Below are 15,387 nucleotides of genomic sequence, written 5' to 3'. Positions count from 1 at the left end.
CGTGAGGGCAGGGCTGCAAGAAGATAGAGCCGCGCGGCAAGAATAGCAACGGGGGGAAACCAACTAGTTTGCGAGAAAGGCTGCAAAACTCGCCAAAAGAGAGAAGAAAACCAACGTGAGGTGCGCAGGGCGCAGTGTAACGCAGAATAATGAAGAAAAAATGACAACAGGGCGGGGCGGCAGGCTGCTTACTTCTGCCCGTGATCGTCCTGCTCCGGCTGGGGTTTCGGGTTAAACATCTCGCACAACATATTCAGCAGCCGCAGCCGCACCTGAAAGGGGGAGTGAGTAAACACGCGCATACACCTCATTACTTCGTTCATACCAGGTCTCCGCGTCTGACAGCCCGAAACCTCCGGGCTGTTCGCATTACATACAGATATAGCACAGGCTATGTTGTATAGCTATGGCTAACACGTTAATTTTTTGTGCTCGCGGTGCGGTGGTTTACAATGGCCCGCAAAACAGCGTTAACCGTATCGCGCCACTGTAATGAGGAAGCATAATGAGCCGTCGGGCAGGTAAGCAGAGCAGCATGAAAGTGACGCAACTGGTGAACGTCGAGGAGCATGTCGAAGGTTTTCGCCAGGTGCGTGAAGCCCACCGGCGCGAGCTTATCGACGATTACGTCGAACTGATTTCCGATCTTATCCGCGAGGTCGGCGAAGCGCGTCAGGTGGATATGGCCGCGCGTCTTGGCGTTTCGCAGCCTACTGTCGCCAAAATGCTCAAACGTCTCGCCACCGTTGGCCTGATTGAGCAGATCCCCTGGCGCGGCGTGTTTCTGACGCCGGAAGGTGAAAAGCTGGCGCAGCAGAGCCGCGAGCGTCACCAGATTGTCGAGAACTTCCTGCTCGCGCTTGGCGTGAAACCGGATACCGCGCGGCGCGACGCCGAAGGGATGGAGCATCATGTCAGCGAAGAGACGCTTGAGGTCTTTCGCCGTTTCAGCCAGCAGAACGGATTTGAATAATCATGTTACGTCGCCTTGCGCGTCCTTTTCTTCACGACAGGTTTTTCCAGCTTTTATTGATAACCGGCATTCTGCTGAGCTTTTTTGTGCCTTTCGCACCGCGCGAATGGCCGCAGGCCGTGGACTGGCGCACCATCATTACGCTCGCCGGGCTGATGATGCTTACCAAAGGCGTTGAGCTGAGTGGTTATTTCGACGTGTTGGGCCGCCGCCTGGTGCGCCGCTTCACGACGGAACGCAGCCTGGCGCTGTTTCTGGTCTGCGCCGCCGCGCTGCTCTCCACTTTTTTAACCAACGACGTGGCGCTATTTATCGTGGTGCCGTTGACGCTGACGCTTAAAAAACTGTGCGCCATTCCGGTGAACCGCCTCATTATCTTTGAAGCGCTGGCGGTGAACGCCGGTTCGCTGCTCACGCCCATCGGTAATCCGCAAAATATCCTGCTGTGGGGGCGCTCCGGTCTCGCGTTTGGCGAGTTTATTCTACACATGGCGCCGCTGGCGTTAGCGCTGATGGCGAGCCTGCTGGTGCTCTGCCGGGTGTGCTTCCCGGCGAAGGCGCTGCATTATCAGTCGCACGATAAAGCGCATGACTGGCAGCCGCGTCTGGTCTGGTGCTGTCTCGCGCTTTATGTGGTGTTCTTAACCGCGCTGGAGCTGGAACTGGCGCTATGGGGGCTGGCGCTGGTTGCGGCCGGATTTTTACTGGCGGCGCGCCGGGTGCTGATTAGCATCGACTGGAGCCTTTTACTGGTGTTTGTGGCGATGTTTATCGACGTGCATCTGCTGACGCAACTGCCCGCGCTCACGTCCAGTCTGCATCACGTCACGCAACTGCCCCCCGTCGGGCTTTACGCGCTCGGCATCGGGCTTTCGCAGTTTATCAGCAACGTGCCGGCGACCATTCTGCTGCTCAATTACGTGCCGCCGACGACGCTGCTCGCCTGGGCGGTGAATATCGGCGGTTTCGGGCTGCTGCCCGGCTCGCTCGCCAACCTGATAGCCCTGCGTATGGCCGCCGATCGCCGCATCTGGTGGCGCTTTCATCTCTACTCCCTGCCGCTGCTTATCTGGTCGGCGCTGGTGGGTTATCTGCTGTTGTGGGGGCTTTTTCTCAGATAATGCTAATTTGTCAGTTTTTCCTGGCAAATGTATAGACTGGTCCTAAGTTTAGTAAACGGTAATTTGTGATGTTTTTAACTTACAGGACTGTTGCTGAACTATGGCGGAAAATCACAATAACAACGCTGACGAAGAGAAACGTCAGGAGCAGAGCGACGATACCAGCAAAAACAAGGATAACGGCAAGGCGGAGGGCGAAACGCGCAAGCGCCCTGGTAAAAAGCCGCTGATTATCCTTGGTATCGTGGTCATTATTATGGTGGTGGGAGCCCTTATCTGGTGGCTGATGACCCGCAACCTCGAAACCACAGACGATGCTTTTATTGAAGGCGATGCCGTCACCGTCGCGCCGAAAGTCGCGGGCTACGTCACTGAACTGCGCGTTAAAGATAACCAGCGGGTAAAAAAAGGCGATCTGCTGGTGGTGATTGACCCGCGCGACGCCACCGCACAGCGCGATCAGGCACGCGCGCAGTTGTCGCTTGCCGAATCGCAGTTGCATCAGGCGCAGGCGCAGCTGGCGCTCGCCAAAGTGCAGTACCCGGCCCAGCGGGATCAGGCTAAAGCGCAGGTGCTGCGCGCCGAGGCGGAGCTTGCTAACGCGCGCGCCGAATATCAGCGCCAGCGCGGCGTCGATCCTCGCGCCACCTCCCGGCAAAACATTGATGCCGCCAGCGCCCAGCTGCGCAGCGCCGAGGCGGGGCTTGCTAACGCGAAGGCCCAGCTGGAAGTCGCGGAACAGGTGCAACTGCAAATTCGTCAGCAGGAAACCAACGTCGAAGCCCGTGAAAGCCAGGTCGCCCAGGCGCGCGCGCAGCTACAGACGGCCGAACTGAATCTTTCTTATACCGAAGTCCGCGCGCCGTTCGACGGCTTCGTCACTAAGCGCAACGTCCAGAACGGCACGCTGGTGCAGGCGGGCAGCGCGCTCTTCTCGCTGGTATCGCCCGAGATCTGGGTGGTGGCGAACTTCAAAGAGTCGCAGCTGGAGCGTATGCGCCCTGGCAATAAAGTCGCTATCTCCGTAGACGCCTTCCCGGATCTTGAGCTCGAAGGTCATGTTGAGAGCATCCAGCAGGGTAGCGGCTCACGTTTCTCGGCATTTCCGGCGGAAAACGCCACCGGCAACTTTGTGAAAATCGTCCAGCGCGTGCCGGTGAAAATCGTTATCGACAAAGGGCTTGAGAACTGGGATCAGCCGCTGCCGCTGGGGCTGTCCGTTGAACCTGAGGTGACGGTGGAATGAGCGAGCAGGCCCACAGCGGCTGGCGCCCGGCCAGCAACCCCTGGTCCGTCGCGATAGTGGTCACTATCGCGGTGTTTATGGAAATTCTCGACACCACGATTGTCAACGTGGCGCTGCCGCACATCGCCGGTTCGCTGTCGTCGAGTTACTCCGAATCGACGTGGGTCCTGACGTCTTATCTGGTGGCGAACGGCATCGTGCTGCCGCTGTCGGCGTTCTTCAGCCGCCTGTTTGGCCGCAAGCAGTTTTTCCTGATTTGCATCGTGATGTTTACGGTCTGCTCGTTCCTCTGCGGTATCGCCACAGAGCTTTGGCAAATCATCCTGTTTCGTATCCTGCAGGGCTTTTTCGGCGGCGGCCTGCAACCGACGCAGCAGTCGGTGCTGCTGGATTACTTCAAGCCGGAAGATCGCGGCAAGGCGTTCGGGCTCTCCTCAATTGCCATCATCGTCGCCCCGGTGCTCGGCCCGACGCTCGGCGGCTGGATAACCGATAACTACTCCTGGCGCTGGGTCTTTTTTATTAATATCCCGGTCGGGATTGTCTGCGTCCTGGCGGTCTATCAGCTGCTGGAAGATCCGCCGTGGGAGAAAAAATCGGAAGAAAAAATCCCGGTGGACTGGACCGGCATCGGGCTTATCGCGCTCGGGCTTGGCTGTTTGCAGGTAATGCTTGATCGCGGCGAAGATGAAGACTGGTTTGCCTCTGATTTCATCCGCACCTTCGCGGTGCTGACATTTATCGGGATCATCGGCGCGATTTACTGGCTTATCTACACTCGCCGTCCGGTGGTGGATCTGCATTGCGTGCGCGATAAAAACTTCGCCGTCTCCAGCGTGCTGATGGCGGGCATGGCGCTTATTCTCTACGGCAGCTCGGTGGTTATCCCGCAGCTTGCGCAGCAGGATCTCGGCTATACCGCCACCTGGTCGGGGCTTATCCTCTCGCCCGGCGCGGTGCTTATTGTCTTTACCATCCCGATTGTGCTGAAGCTGATGCCGCTGGTGCAGACCCGCTGGATCATCGCGTTCGGCTTCCTGTGCCTCGGCGTGTCGTTCTTCTGGTCGCGCAATCTGGTGCCGAACGTCGATTTTGAAACGCTGATGCTGATGCGCAGCGCGCAGTCGATAGGGCTCGGCTTTTTGTTTGTGCCGCTCACCACCATTGCGTTTATCACCATTCCCCAGCGGCTGAACGCCGACGCGGCGGCGCTCTTTACCATGTTCCGCAACGTGGCCGGGTCGATAGGCATTTCGCTCTCCACCGCGGCCATTACCGAGCGCGCGCAGGTGCAGAGCGCCCATCTGAGTACGCACATGTCGCCGTTCGATGAACAGTTCCAGCAGGCGATACGCAGCGGCGCCGAGGCGGTGCGCAATTTTACGGCGCAGCTTGGCGACCCGACCGGCATAGCCACCGGACAACTGTATAAAACGATGATTGCCCAGTCGCGCATCCTGGCCTACATCGACGTGTTCACGCTGCTGAGCGTGGTGGCGATTTTACTGATTCCGTTTTGTTTATTGCTTTCGCCGATTAAGAGCGAAGGCTCCGCAGGAGCACACTGATATGTACGGAAGAGTGACCTTCCCACTGAGTCTGATGGCGGTAGCGCTGCTGCTGGCTGGCTGCGCGGTCGGCCCGGATTACCGGGCGCCCGAACCGGTGACGCCGGGCGCGTTTGGCGAAACCGCGCGGCAGAACGCGCCGGATGTCGCCTCGAAGGCGCGCAGCACCGCGCCTGACCCGCGCTGGTGGCGCACGTTTAACTCGCCGCAGCTCGACAGCCTTATTGAGCGCGCTATCGCGGGCAATTTGTCGCTTCAGCAAACCGTGCTGCGCATCGCAGGCGCCCGCGAGCAGATAAACCAGGCGGGCGGCGCGTTTTTCCCGGCGGTGAACGGCAACGTGCGCGCCACGCGCCAGCAGCTCGGGCTGGAAGGCGAACTGAAATCGCATGACGTTTACGGCCAGCTTGACGCGGTCGACCCGCAAATCAGCTCCGCGCTTGGCCCGCTGACGCAGCCGATTAACCTGTATCAGGGCAGCTTTGACGCGCAGTGGGAGATAGATCTCTGGGGCAAAGTGCGCCGTCAGGTTGAGGCGGCGGACGCGCAGCAGAAGGCGGCGATTGAGCAGCGCAACGACGCGCTGGTCTCGCTGGAAGCCGAAGTGGCGCGCGCCTGGCTACAACTGCGCGGCGCGCAGAGCATTCTCGCGACCATGAATGAGCAGATAGCCTCGGCGCAGCAGACGCTGGAGCTGACCGAAAGCCGCCAGCGCAGCGGGCTGTCGCCGCAGCTGGATGTGGAAAATGCCCGCGCCCAGCTCGGCACATTGCAGGCGCAACTGCCGCAGTATCAGGCGCAGGAGCGTCAGGCGATGAACGGGCTGGCGGTGCTGCTTGGCAAACCGCCCGGCGCGCTCGACGCCGAACTGCGGGCCGCGCAGCCGCTGCCGGCCTTGCCGGAAATCGTGCCGGTCGGCATTCCGTCGACGCTCGCGCGTCGACGTCCGGACGTGCGCGAAGCCGAAGCCAGACTGCATGCCGCGACCGCACAGATTGGCGTGTCGGTGGCGCAGCTCTTCCCGAGCCTGTCGCTTTCCGGCCAGTTCGGCATGCGCAACAGCGAAACCGACTACCTCACCGACTGGAGCAGTCACTTTTACAGCTTCGGCCCGCAGGTCTCCATTCCCATCTTCCAGGGCGGGCGGCTGGTCTCCAGCGTGAAGCTCGCGCGGGCGGAGCAGGGCGCGGCGGCGTTGCAGTATCGCCAGACCGTGCTGACGGCGTTAAGCGATGTAGAAAACGCGCTGGTGAGCTATCGCACCGACCAGCAACGCGAGGCGGGGCTGGAGAAGACGCTTGATGCGCTGCAAACCTCGTTTGATTTAGCGAGCGACAGTTACCGTAAAGGCATCGCCACGTTTATCGAGGTGCTTGACGCCCAGCGTCAGCTCGCCCAGGCCGAGCAGCAACGCGCGCAGGCGCGGGTACAGAGCAGCCTTGACCTCGTCGCGCTTTACAAAGCGCTGGGCGGCGGCTGGGAGCCGTATCAGAACGTGCGGCTGCCGGATTACGACGTTTTTGGACCCGCGCCGCGCGGTTAAGCGAGTTTCGGCAATAAAAAACCCCGCGGGCAGCGATGCGCGCGGGGTTTTTCGTTTTCTGGACGATCAGTTCAGACGGACCGGCATACCGGAACGGTTCTGCACCGCCTGTTCAACGACGTTCTGATCGACATCGCTCTGGCTGGTCACGGTGGTGACCGCTTTGGTCAGCGTGATCGGCACGATTTCGTTGTTATTGATCTGATCTTCACTGGTCGAGAGCGGGTTATGCACCTCGATATAGCGGCTGCCATCCGGCTCGGTGGTCGCTTTCACCGGCTCGCTGATGAACTGGACGCGGGTGCCGACCGGCACGTTCTCGAACAGGAATTTAATGTCTTCGTTACGCAGACGCACGCAGCCGTGGCTCACGCGCAGGCCGATACCGAAGTTGGCGTTGGTGCCGTGGATAGCGTACAGACGGCCAATGTAGAGCGCATAAAGGCCCATCGGGTTATCGGGGCCTGCCGGTACGACCGGTGGCAGCGGCTCGCCCGCCGCTGCGTATTCCGCGTGCATCTTGGCGGTCGGCGTCCAGGTCGGGCCCGCTTTCTTGCGTTCCACTTTGGTCACCCAGTTGATCGGCGTGTCTTTACCGAGCTGGCCGATACCGATCGGCAGCACGATAACGGTATTGGTGCCTTTCGGGTAGTAGTAAAGACGCATTTCGGCGCTGTTGATCACAATGCCTTCATGCGGGGTATCCGGCAGGATCAGCTGCTGAGGAATGTTCAGGATGGTGCCGCCTTTCGGCAGGTACGGGTCAACGCCCGGGTTGGCCTCCAGCATGTTGGAAAGCCCCATCTGATACTGCGCGGCGAAATCTTCCAGCGGCAGATTATTGCCTTCAGGGATCGTCACGACCTGGTTTTCACCCACCAGACGGCTACCGTCGGTCGGCAGAGGATAAGTCACAGCAGACGCGGTGTTACAAAACCCGACGACTGCGAAAGCTGCCACTAAAAGCGTGCGTAATTTCATCTTCATGTTATGCAAATATCGTTGCCGGACCGGCCGTTAGAGTGAAACGAAACAATACAGGGAGCGCATTATATGTGCATTCTCCACGGCAGGGAATTGAGATGTGTACTAATTCACATATTTTTCCCGTCTGGTAGTGAGTGTAGCCAGCCCATTGACGGGGGAAATAAATTCGGAGTTATGGCATAATGCGGTGTTTATCACACATCTTACCCAGGAATCACGCGTGTTAGTTACCAGCAACGTCACCATGCAGTTCGGCAGTAAGCCGCTGTTTGAAAACATTTCCGTCAAGTTTGGCGGCGGCAACCGTTACGGTCTGATTGGCGCCAACGGGAGCGGGAAATCCACTTTCATGAAGATCCTCGGCGGCGATTTACAGCCGAGCGCAGGCAACGTATCGCTCGATCCTAACGAGCGCATCGGCAAGCTGCGTCAGGATCAGTTCGCTTTCGAACAATACACCGTGCTGGATACCGTGATCATGGGGCACGGCGAGCTGTGGGAAGTGAAACAGGAGCGCGACCGCATTTATGCGCTGCCGGAAATGAGCGAAGAAGACGGCTATAAAGTGGCCGACCTCGAAGTGAAATATGGCGAAATGGACGGCTATAGCGCTGAATCCCGCGCAGGCGAACTGCTGCTGGGCGTCGGTATTCCGCTGGAGCAGCATTACGGCCCGATGAGCGAAGTCGCGCCAGGCTGGAAGCTGCGTGTTTTGCTGGCGCAGGCGCTGTTCTCCAACCCGGACATCCTGCTGCTCGATGAACCGACCAACAACCTGGACATCGACACCATCCGCTGGCTGGAGCAGACGCTAAACGATCGCGACAGCACCATGATTATTATTTCGCACGACCGTCACTTCCTGAATATGGTCTGCACCCATATGGCGGATCTGGATTACGGCGAGCTGCGTGTTTATCCGGGCAACTACGACGAATACATGACCGCCGCGACCCAGGCGCGCGAGCGTCTGCTGGCGGATAACGCCAAGAAAAAGGCCCAGATTGCCGACCTGCAATCCTTCGTCAGCCGCTTTAGCGCCAACGCCTCGAAATCTCGCCAGGCGACTTCCCGCGCCCGCCAGATTGACAAAATCAAGCTTGAAGAAGTAAAAGCCTCCAGCCGCCAGAACCCGTTTATCCGCTTCGAGCAGGATAAAAAGCTGTTCCGTAATGCGCTGGAAGTGGAAGCCATGACCAAAGGCTTCGACAACGGCCCGCTGTTTAAAAACGTCGGTCTGCTGCTGGAAGTGGGCGAGAAGCTCGCGATCCTCGGCGCCAACGGCGTGGGTAAATCCACCATGCTTAAAACGCTGGTGGGTGAACTGCAACCGGATAACGGTACCGTGAAATGGTCTGAAAACGCGCAGATCGGCTACTACGCGCAGGATCACGAATATGAGTTCGATAACGATCTGACTGTGTTCGAGTGGATGAGCCAGTGGAAACAAGAAGGCGACGACGAGCAAGCGGTGCGCAGCATCCTGGGCCGCCTGCTGTTCAGCCAGGACGACATCAAAAAGCCCGCCAAAGTGCTTTCCGGTGGTGAAAAGGGCCGTATGCTGTTTGGCAAACTGATGATGGAAAAACCGAACATTCTGGTGATGGATGAACCGACCAACCACCTGGATATGGAGTCGATCGAATCGCTTAACGCCGCGCTGGAGATGTACCAGGGTACATTAATTTTCGTCTCCCACGACCGTGAGTTCGTAAGCTCGCTGGCGACCCGCGTCATTGAAATCACCCCGGAACGCGTGGTGGATTTCTCTGGTGGGTACGAAGATTATCTGCGCAGCAAAGGCATCGAATAACGTTCCCGTCGTCTTTCGCGCCGCCGCAGCGGTGTTGGCTGCGCCTGCGCACCCCGGTCACTTACTGGTGTAAGCTCCCGGGGATTTACAGGCTTGCCGCCTTGCTGCAACGCGAAATCCACAGGGAAAGGCGGTGAGGAAAGGCGGTGAGAGAAAGGCGATGAGGGGAGGCAGTGAGAGCGACATCGAATAACGTTCCCGTCGTCTTTCGCGCCGCAGCGGTGTTGGCTGCGCCTGCGCACCTGCTATCGCAAAACAACACCGTCATCCTCGACAAAAAAGGCGAGCCTGCGGCTCGCCTTTTTCTTTTGCGCTCTCTTTACCGTACCCAGCGGTCAGTTTCTTCGCCGTTGATGACCAGACGGCGGGTTTCATTCGGCGGTAGCGACACCGTCATCGTCTTCCACGCCGGTTGATAATCGCCGGTAGTGGAGAAGGTCAGATGAATGGCGTCGGCGGTGCATCGCATCTGCCAGTTGACCCACAGCGCGTTACCCGCTTTGTAACCCCAGGATTCGCCGTCATCTTCAAACACCAGGCCTGCGGCCTCGCCGTTGCCCGGCACCGGGAACAGCTTCAGTTCGCGCTTGTCGTCCCGCAGCGCGTCCACATGCCGGATGCGCTCGCTAAGCGGCAGGCCCGCACCAGCGCGCACCAGCAGCGGCAGGCGCTCCAGCGGCGCGTCGAGCGTCACCCACTGGCCGCCTGCGTACCAGCCGCCCGTGTGGAAATCGTACCAGCCGTGGTCGTTTGCAGGCAGCCAGAGTGTGCGGGTGCGCGCGCCGGGCTCCACGACGCTTGCCACCAGCAGATCGCGGCCCAGCATAAACTCGTCGCACTCGCACAAGGTCTGCGCGTCGTGCTCGTGGTCGAGAAATGTCGGGCGTAGCATCGGCTCGTCATCGGCATGTGCCTGCCACAGCAGCGTGTAAAGGTAAGGCAGCAGGCGATAGCGCAGTTCAATCGCGCTGCGGATAGCGGGCGTCACCGCCGGGTACATCCACGGTTCGTTAACGGTGTGATCGTCATTCCACGAGTGAATGGTAAAGCGCGGATGCATCACGCCGTTCTGCACCCAGCGGACAAACAGCTCGGCATCCGGTTTGTCGCCTGAGAAGCCGCCAACGTCATGGCCCACGTTATACAGCCCGGAGAGGCTCATCCCGAGGCCCATGCGAATGTTGTAGCGCAGCGTCTGCCAGCTGGTGCGGTTATCGCCACTCCAGGTCTGGACATAGCGCTGCATCCCGGCGCAGCCGGAGCGGGAGATCAGATAAGGGCGTTTGTCCGGCGCGAAGCGCTGCTGCGCTTCCATTGACGCGCGCATCATTAAGAGCGGCATTACCGGGCGGATATGTTTAATCGCCACCGGCTCGCCGAAACCGTGGCAGCGCGCTTCGCCGTCCCACACTTCATATTCGTTATTGTCATTCCAGGTGGAATCGATGCCCATCTCCAGTAGCTGCGTGGTGACGCCGTTCTGCCACCAGGCGACCGTCGCCGGGTTGGTGAAATCGAGATGTGAACCTTCGTCATCCCAGAAGCTGGAGCGCTCCGGCGCGTCCGTTTCCGAATCGCGGATAAAGAGCCCCTGCTGCGCCACCTCCTGATAGCGCGGATGATCCTGCAACAGGCAGGGCTTGATGTTCGCGGCAAGCTTTAGTCCGGCATCATGGAAGGCCGCGCTCATCGCCTTGGGCTGCGGCACTTTGTCGTAATTCCAGTTAAAGACGTAGCGCTTGTTGTTAATGGAGGTATAGCCCGACGACAGCTGGAAGGAGTCGCACGGGATCGCCTGCTCGTCGCACAGGCGGATAAAGTTCATCAGCTGATCCTGCGCGTCCGGCGCGTCAGTGTAGTGCATAGTGGAGCCGCTGTAGCCGAGGCTCCATTTCGGGCCGAACAGCGTCTTGCCGGTCAGTCGCACAAAGGCTTTCGTGACATCCAGCACGCGCGGGCCGACGAACAGATAGTAATCAATATCGCCCGCATCGGCCTGCCAGCGGCGGTAGGGCTGGTGATAGTTGTCGATCTCGTTGCCCAGATCCAGCCAGCAGCTGCTGAGGTTGTCGTAAAACAGCCCGAAGCTGACCTGCTCGCGGCGCGTAATCGTAAACGGAATATGTTTATACAGCGGATCGGTGCTGGCGGCGTTATAGCCCATCGCGTCCAGGTTGCGCATCTCGAAGCGGCGTCCGGTGCGTTCCAGCTCGCCCGCCTTTTCGCCAAGGCCGTAATAGCGGTCGTCTTTCTGGCGGCGTTGGTAGTGCGCCACGCCGTCGCCGTGCGCGTTAAGCAAATACGCGCTGGTGGGGCGGTCGCTTGTCAGAAACTGCCAGTCGCCGTCGTCGTCGCGGTAGTGCCACTCCAGCCACAGCGGCTGGTGCACCGTAACCCGCAGCCGTTCGCTGCTGAGCGTAAGGCGCTCCGGGGTTTCTTCAAGCGTAAAGCCCGGCAGGCTGAACCCGGCGAGGCTGTCGCGCGCGCGGCCCTCCCACGGCGTGTCACTGCCTGGCGCGATGCTCCAGGTGCGGTTGAGCGCATACGCCCCGCGGCGCTTCACCGCCACGCGGAACAGGCCCGGTTCCAGCACCCACACGCACAGCGTATGGGCGTCGTCCACCGTCAGTTCGACATGGTGGTCGTCAGAATGGGTGAATCTCCAGTGTTTGAGGGTTTTCATTCGTATCTTCCCTATGAAACGCGCGTATTACGGCGCTCGGCAATAAAGGCAACCAGGAACATCGCGCCAATCAGGTCAAAAAAGCCCATGGCGACAAACAGCGGGTTGAAGCCGATTTTGTCGGCAGTCACCCCGATAATCAGCGAGAACAGGAAGCTGGCAATCCAGGCGCAGGAGCCGCGCATCCCGTTTACCGTGGCCATCTGGCCGCGGTCGAAGGATTCCACCACCAGCGCGCTCAGCATGCAGGAGATAATCTGATGCCCGAAGCCGCCAATGGAGATAAGAATGATGGTGATGTACGGATCGCGCGTCAGAGTGACAATCGCCAGCGACACCATCAGAAACGCGCCGGTCACCGAGCTTGCCACGACGGAATTGACCCGCGTGCAGCCGAAAAGGCGCACATACAATTTGGTGAGATAACCGCTTGCGACCGAGCCTAAGTCAGCGGCGAGGAACGGCAGCCAGGCGAACATGGCTATCTGTTTGAGATCCATGCCATGCTCTTTGGCGAGATAAAGCGGCACCCAGAAGCTCATCACCGCCCAGGCAGGCTCGGCCATAAACGCCGGGATGGCGATGCCGTAAAAACGTTTATTCTTCGAGACGGTTTTCAGCGCGGTAAAGAAGGGCAGGCGCACCGGCGGCGGCTCGTTATCCTGGCGAATAAAAGCGAGCTCTTCTTCGCTCAGACGCGGGTGGCGTTCCGGGTTGTGATAAAACAGCCACCACAGCACGACCCAGCCGAGCGCCAGCACGCCGGTAAACAGAAACGCGCCCTGCCAGCCGAAGGAGATATGCGCAAAGTAAATAATCGGCGGGGCCAGCATCGCGCCGATAGAGAACCCGACGCCTGCCCAGCCCGCGGCGACCGGGCGCTCCTTTTTCGGGAACCATTCGCCGAGCGTTTTGGCGTTGGCGGGCGTCGCCGCCGCTTCCGCCGCGCCCATAAAGAAGCGCAGGATAGCGAGATGCAGCCAGCTACCTGCGCCCGCGTGGAAAATGCACATCAGCGCCCATAATGAGGCGCAAATCAGAAAGCCGAGTTTGAGGCCAATGACGTCAATCAGCCACCCGCACAGCGGCTGAAACAGGGTATAGGCGAGCTGAAACGCGCCCACGATGTACGAATATTGTTCGGTAGTAATGCCCAGGCTCTCTTTGAGCTCCGGGGCGAGAATGCCAAGCGAGTTACGGGTGATGTAGTTGACGGTCACGCCCATCAAAAACAGCACCAGCACCCACCAGCGCAGATGACGGATTGCGCGACGGGTACGGGTTTTCACCGCGCCGACATCCTGGTTAATGCTCTGACTCATTTATTCTTCTCCACGGTTAGCCTGACGGGTATAACAACTCGCATTCCGGACGCGCCGGAAACCACAGCAGAGACCGCTATTTATTTGAATTAACACATTATTTGTAGGGTTTGTCGTAAGCTTCGGCAGGAAAAGCTGTACGACAACCTGAGGGTAGAGCAGCCACTGGAATGGTAGTAGTCTCTTTTATGCAAAGATTTTCATGAAACAGCGGAGGTGTGTTAAAAGAAGCCATAACAGAAGGGATATATCGTAAAAATAACCGTGAAAAATTTTTCATTTCACAACCGGAGATGGATCACAAAATGAGTAAAAAGCTCCAGGTGGCCCGGATCGCCGAACAAACCGGCCTCTTACTCAGCACCGTTTCCCGCGTGCTGGCAGGCAAAGCGAATACCAGCGAAAAGGCGCGTCGCAGAGTGCGGGAGTGCGCGAAAGCGCTGGGCGTGCTGGAAGATATGGCGGCGGGCCGGTTGCTGCTAAACAGCCTGGTGGTATTCGCGCCACGACGGGCGTTTGATGAGCGGTCCGACATCTTTTACTACCGTGTGATCCAGAGCATCAACAAAGCGCTGGAGCCCCACGAAGTGCGGCTGCGCTACTGCGCGCTGGAAGAGAACGACGCCGACGCCAATCTGTTTCTCGCCAGAATGAACGAGCCGCAGACCGAGGCGGCGCTTCTGCTCGGCATCGACGATCCGCATATTCACGATCTGGCCGTTGATGTGGGCAAGCCGTGCGTGCTCATTAACTGTCGCGACCGCAACATGCGTCTGCCTGCCGTGGCGCCCGATCACCGGGCCATCGGCGAGAACGCGGCGCGCTACCTCTTTGAGATGGGGCATCGTGACGTTGTCAATGTGCTGTGCCTGCGTCGTTATACGATGGAGCAGCGGCTCGCGGGCATTCGCGACGCCTGGGAGGCGCAGAATCTGGCGTTTGACGAGCAGCGTCACCTGCTGACGGCGCCCGATTTCAGCGCCAGAGGCTGCGAGGCGCTGGTGACCCGCTTTCTGGCCGATACGCCCGCGGACGCGGTGCCCGGCGCGCTGCTGGTAGGCGGCGACTTTATGGCAGCGGGTGCGGTGAAAGCGTTACAAAACGCCGGGCTGCGCGTGCCGCAGGATATCTCCGTGATGAGCATCGACGCTTTTAACCTGGCGGCGATTGAGGATGTGCCGCTTACGGCGGTGCATGTGCCGCGCGACGCGCTGGGAGAAGAAGCGGTGCTGATGCTGCAACAGCGGCTGATCCGCCCGCAGGCGGCCATCGGCACGCTGTTGCTGAACGGCACGCTGGACGTGCGCGAATCGGTGCGGCGCGTCAGACCGGGGCGGGGCAGAACCAGCGTGCAGCGCGACGGCCTGTATGACTAACGCCCGTCGCCGCACACCTCGCAATGCGGGTTGCGCGCCAGTTTCATCTCGCGAAACTGCGTGCGCAGGGCGTCATAGATAATAAGCTTTCCGGCGCACGGCTCGCCGTAGCGCGCCAGCACCTTAATGGCCTCCATCGCCTGGAGCGAGCCAATCACGCCCACCAGCGGCGCCATCACGCCCGCTTCCACGCAGGTCAGCGCGTTGTCGCCAAACAGGCGGCTCAGGCAGCGGTAGCACGGCTCGCCGGGCTGCCACGTAAAGACGCTGATCTGGCCTTCCATGCGGATAGCCGCGCCGGACACCAGCGGCACCTGATGACGAAAACAGAGCGCGTTAAGCTGATTGCGCGTCGCCACGTTATCGGTGCAGTCGAGCACCAGCGCGTGACGGGCGATAAGTTCGGCGAGCGCGGCGTCATCAAGCTGCGCGTTAACCGTGTCGACAGCGCAGTGCGGGTTGATGGCGCGAAGCGTCTCTCGCGCCGATTCGACTTTCGGCTGGCCGATAGTGGCGTCGCGATGCAGCACCTGGCGTTGCAGGTTGGAGAGCGCGACCGTGTCGAAATCCAGCAGCGTGAGCCTGCCGACGCCCGCCGCCGCCAGATACGGCGCAGCGGCGCAGCCGAGCCCGCCCAGCCCCACCACCAGCACCGACGAAGCTTTCAGCCGCTCCTGGCCGTCGAAATCGAAATCGCGCAGGATGATTTGCCGGTTATAGCGCAGCATCTCCGCATCGCTTAACGCCTCAGTCAT

At 59.7% G+C, this 15,387-nt stretch carries 12 protein-coding genes; 7 read left to right on the top strand and 5 right to left on the bottom strand.

The window, feature by feature from the left end:
• Positions 1–188: 188 nt before the first annotated feature.
• Positions 189–323 carry a manganase accumulation protein MntS gene (mntS, locus tag AFK63_RS21260; protein WP_144420903.1) on the bottom strand — a complete coding sequence of 45 codons (135 nt, stop codon included), beginning with the start codon at positions 321–323 and terminating at the stop codon, positions 189–191.
• A 182-nt stretch (positions 324–505) separates the two neighbouring features.
• On the opposite strand from mntS, the gene mntR reads away from it, so the two are divergent.
• The 5 genes from mntR to AFK63_RS12075 all read left to right on the top strand — a co-directional run bounded on the left by mntR (position 506) and on the right by AFK63_RS12075 (position 6,451).
• Positions 506–973, top strand: coding sequence for a manganese-binding transcriptional regulator MntR (mntR, locus tag AFK63_RS12095; protein WP_038863949.1), 468 nt, complete (start codon positions 506–508; stop codon positions 971–973).
• Positions 974–975: 2 nt separating this feature from the next.
• On the top strand, positions 976–2,094 hold the full coding sequence (locus AFK63_RS12090) for an anion transporter (protein WP_038863948.1): 1,119 nt from the start codon (positions 976–978) through the stop codon (positions 2,092–2,094).
• A 100-nt stretch (positions 2,095–2,194) separates the two neighbouring features.
• Positions 2,195–3,340 carry an HlyD family secretion protein gene (locus AFK63_RS12085; protein WP_038863946.1) on the top strand — a complete coding sequence of 382 codons (1,146 nt, stop codon included), beginning with the start codon at positions 2,195–2,197 and terminating at the stop codon, positions 3,338–3,340.
• A complete protein-coding gene (locus tag AFK63_RS12080) occupies positions 3,337–4,908 on the top strand; it encodes a DHA2 family efflux MFS transporter permease subunit (RefSeq protein ID WP_038863944.1) in 1,572 nt (523 codons plus the stop codon). The genes AFK63_RS12085 and AFK63_RS12080 overlap by 4 nt, the downstream gene beginning before the upstream one ends.
• 1 nt (position 4,909) lies before the next feature.
• Positions 4,910–6,451, top strand: a complete 1,542-nt coding sequence (locus AFK63_RS12075) for an efflux transporter outer membrane subunit (protein WP_038863943.1) — start codon at positions 4,910–4,912, stop codon at positions 6,449–6,451.
• A gap of 66 nt (positions 6,452–6,517) precedes the next feature.
• On the opposite strand, the gene ldtB is transcribed toward AFK63_RS12075, so the two are convergent.
• A complete protein-coding gene (ldtB, locus tag AFK63_RS12070; RefSeq protein ID WP_038863983.1) occupies positions 6,518–7,438 on the bottom strand; it encodes a L,D-transpeptidase in 921 nt (306 codons plus the stop codon).
• A gap of 220 nt (positions 7,439–7,658) precedes the next feature.
• Between ldtB and AFK63_RS12065 the strand changes: the two genes are divergently transcribed.
• Positions 7,659–9,251 (top strand): ABC-F family ATPase, encoded by a 1,593-nt coding sequence (locus tag AFK63_RS12065; protein WP_007707121.1) that lies wholly within the window; start codon positions 7,659–7,661, stop codon positions 9,249–9,251.
• 319 nt (positions 9,252–9,570) lie between these two features.
• Here AFK63_RS12065 and AFK63_RS12060 read toward each other — a convergent pair whose 3' ends face one another.
• On the bottom strand, positions 9,571–11,934 hold the full coding sequence (locus AFK63_RS12060) for a glycoside hydrolase family 31 protein (protein ID WP_038863941.1): 2,364 nt from the start codon (positions 11,932–11,934) through the stop codon (positions 9,571–9,573).
• A gap of 11 nt (positions 11,935–11,945) precedes the next feature.
• Entirely contained in the window at positions 11,946–13,256 is a 1,311-nt protein-coding gene (locus AFK63_RS12055; protein WP_038863939.1) for an MFS transporter, read from the bottom strand.
• Positions 13,257–13,561: 305 nt separating this feature from the next.
• Between AFK63_RS12055 and AFK63_RS12050 the strand changes: the two genes are divergently transcribed.
• Positions 13,562–14,632, top strand: coding sequence for a LacI family DNA-binding transcriptional regulator (locus AFK63_RS12050; RefSeq protein WP_038863982.1), 1,071 nt, complete (start codon positions 13,562–13,564; stop codon positions 14,630–14,632).
• Here AFK63_RS12050 and moeB read toward each other — a convergent pair.
• Entirely contained in the window at positions 14,629–15,387 is a 759-nt protein-coding gene (moeB, locus tag AFK63_RS12045) for a molybdopterin-synthase adenylyltransferase MoeB (protein ID WP_038863937.1), read from the bottom strand. The two genes, AFK63_RS12050 and moeB, sit on opposite strands and share 4 nt — an antisense overlap.

The sequence above is a fragment of the Cronobacter muytjensii ATCC 51329 genome (genome assembly GCF_001277195.1).
Lineage (GTDB): Bacteria > Pseudomonadota > Gammaproteobacteria > Enterobacterales > Enterobacteriaceae > Cronobacter > Cronobacter muytjensii.
The sequence above is the reverse complement of the archived record's forward strand: the minus strand, read 5'-3'. Positions and strand labels throughout refer to the sequence as shown.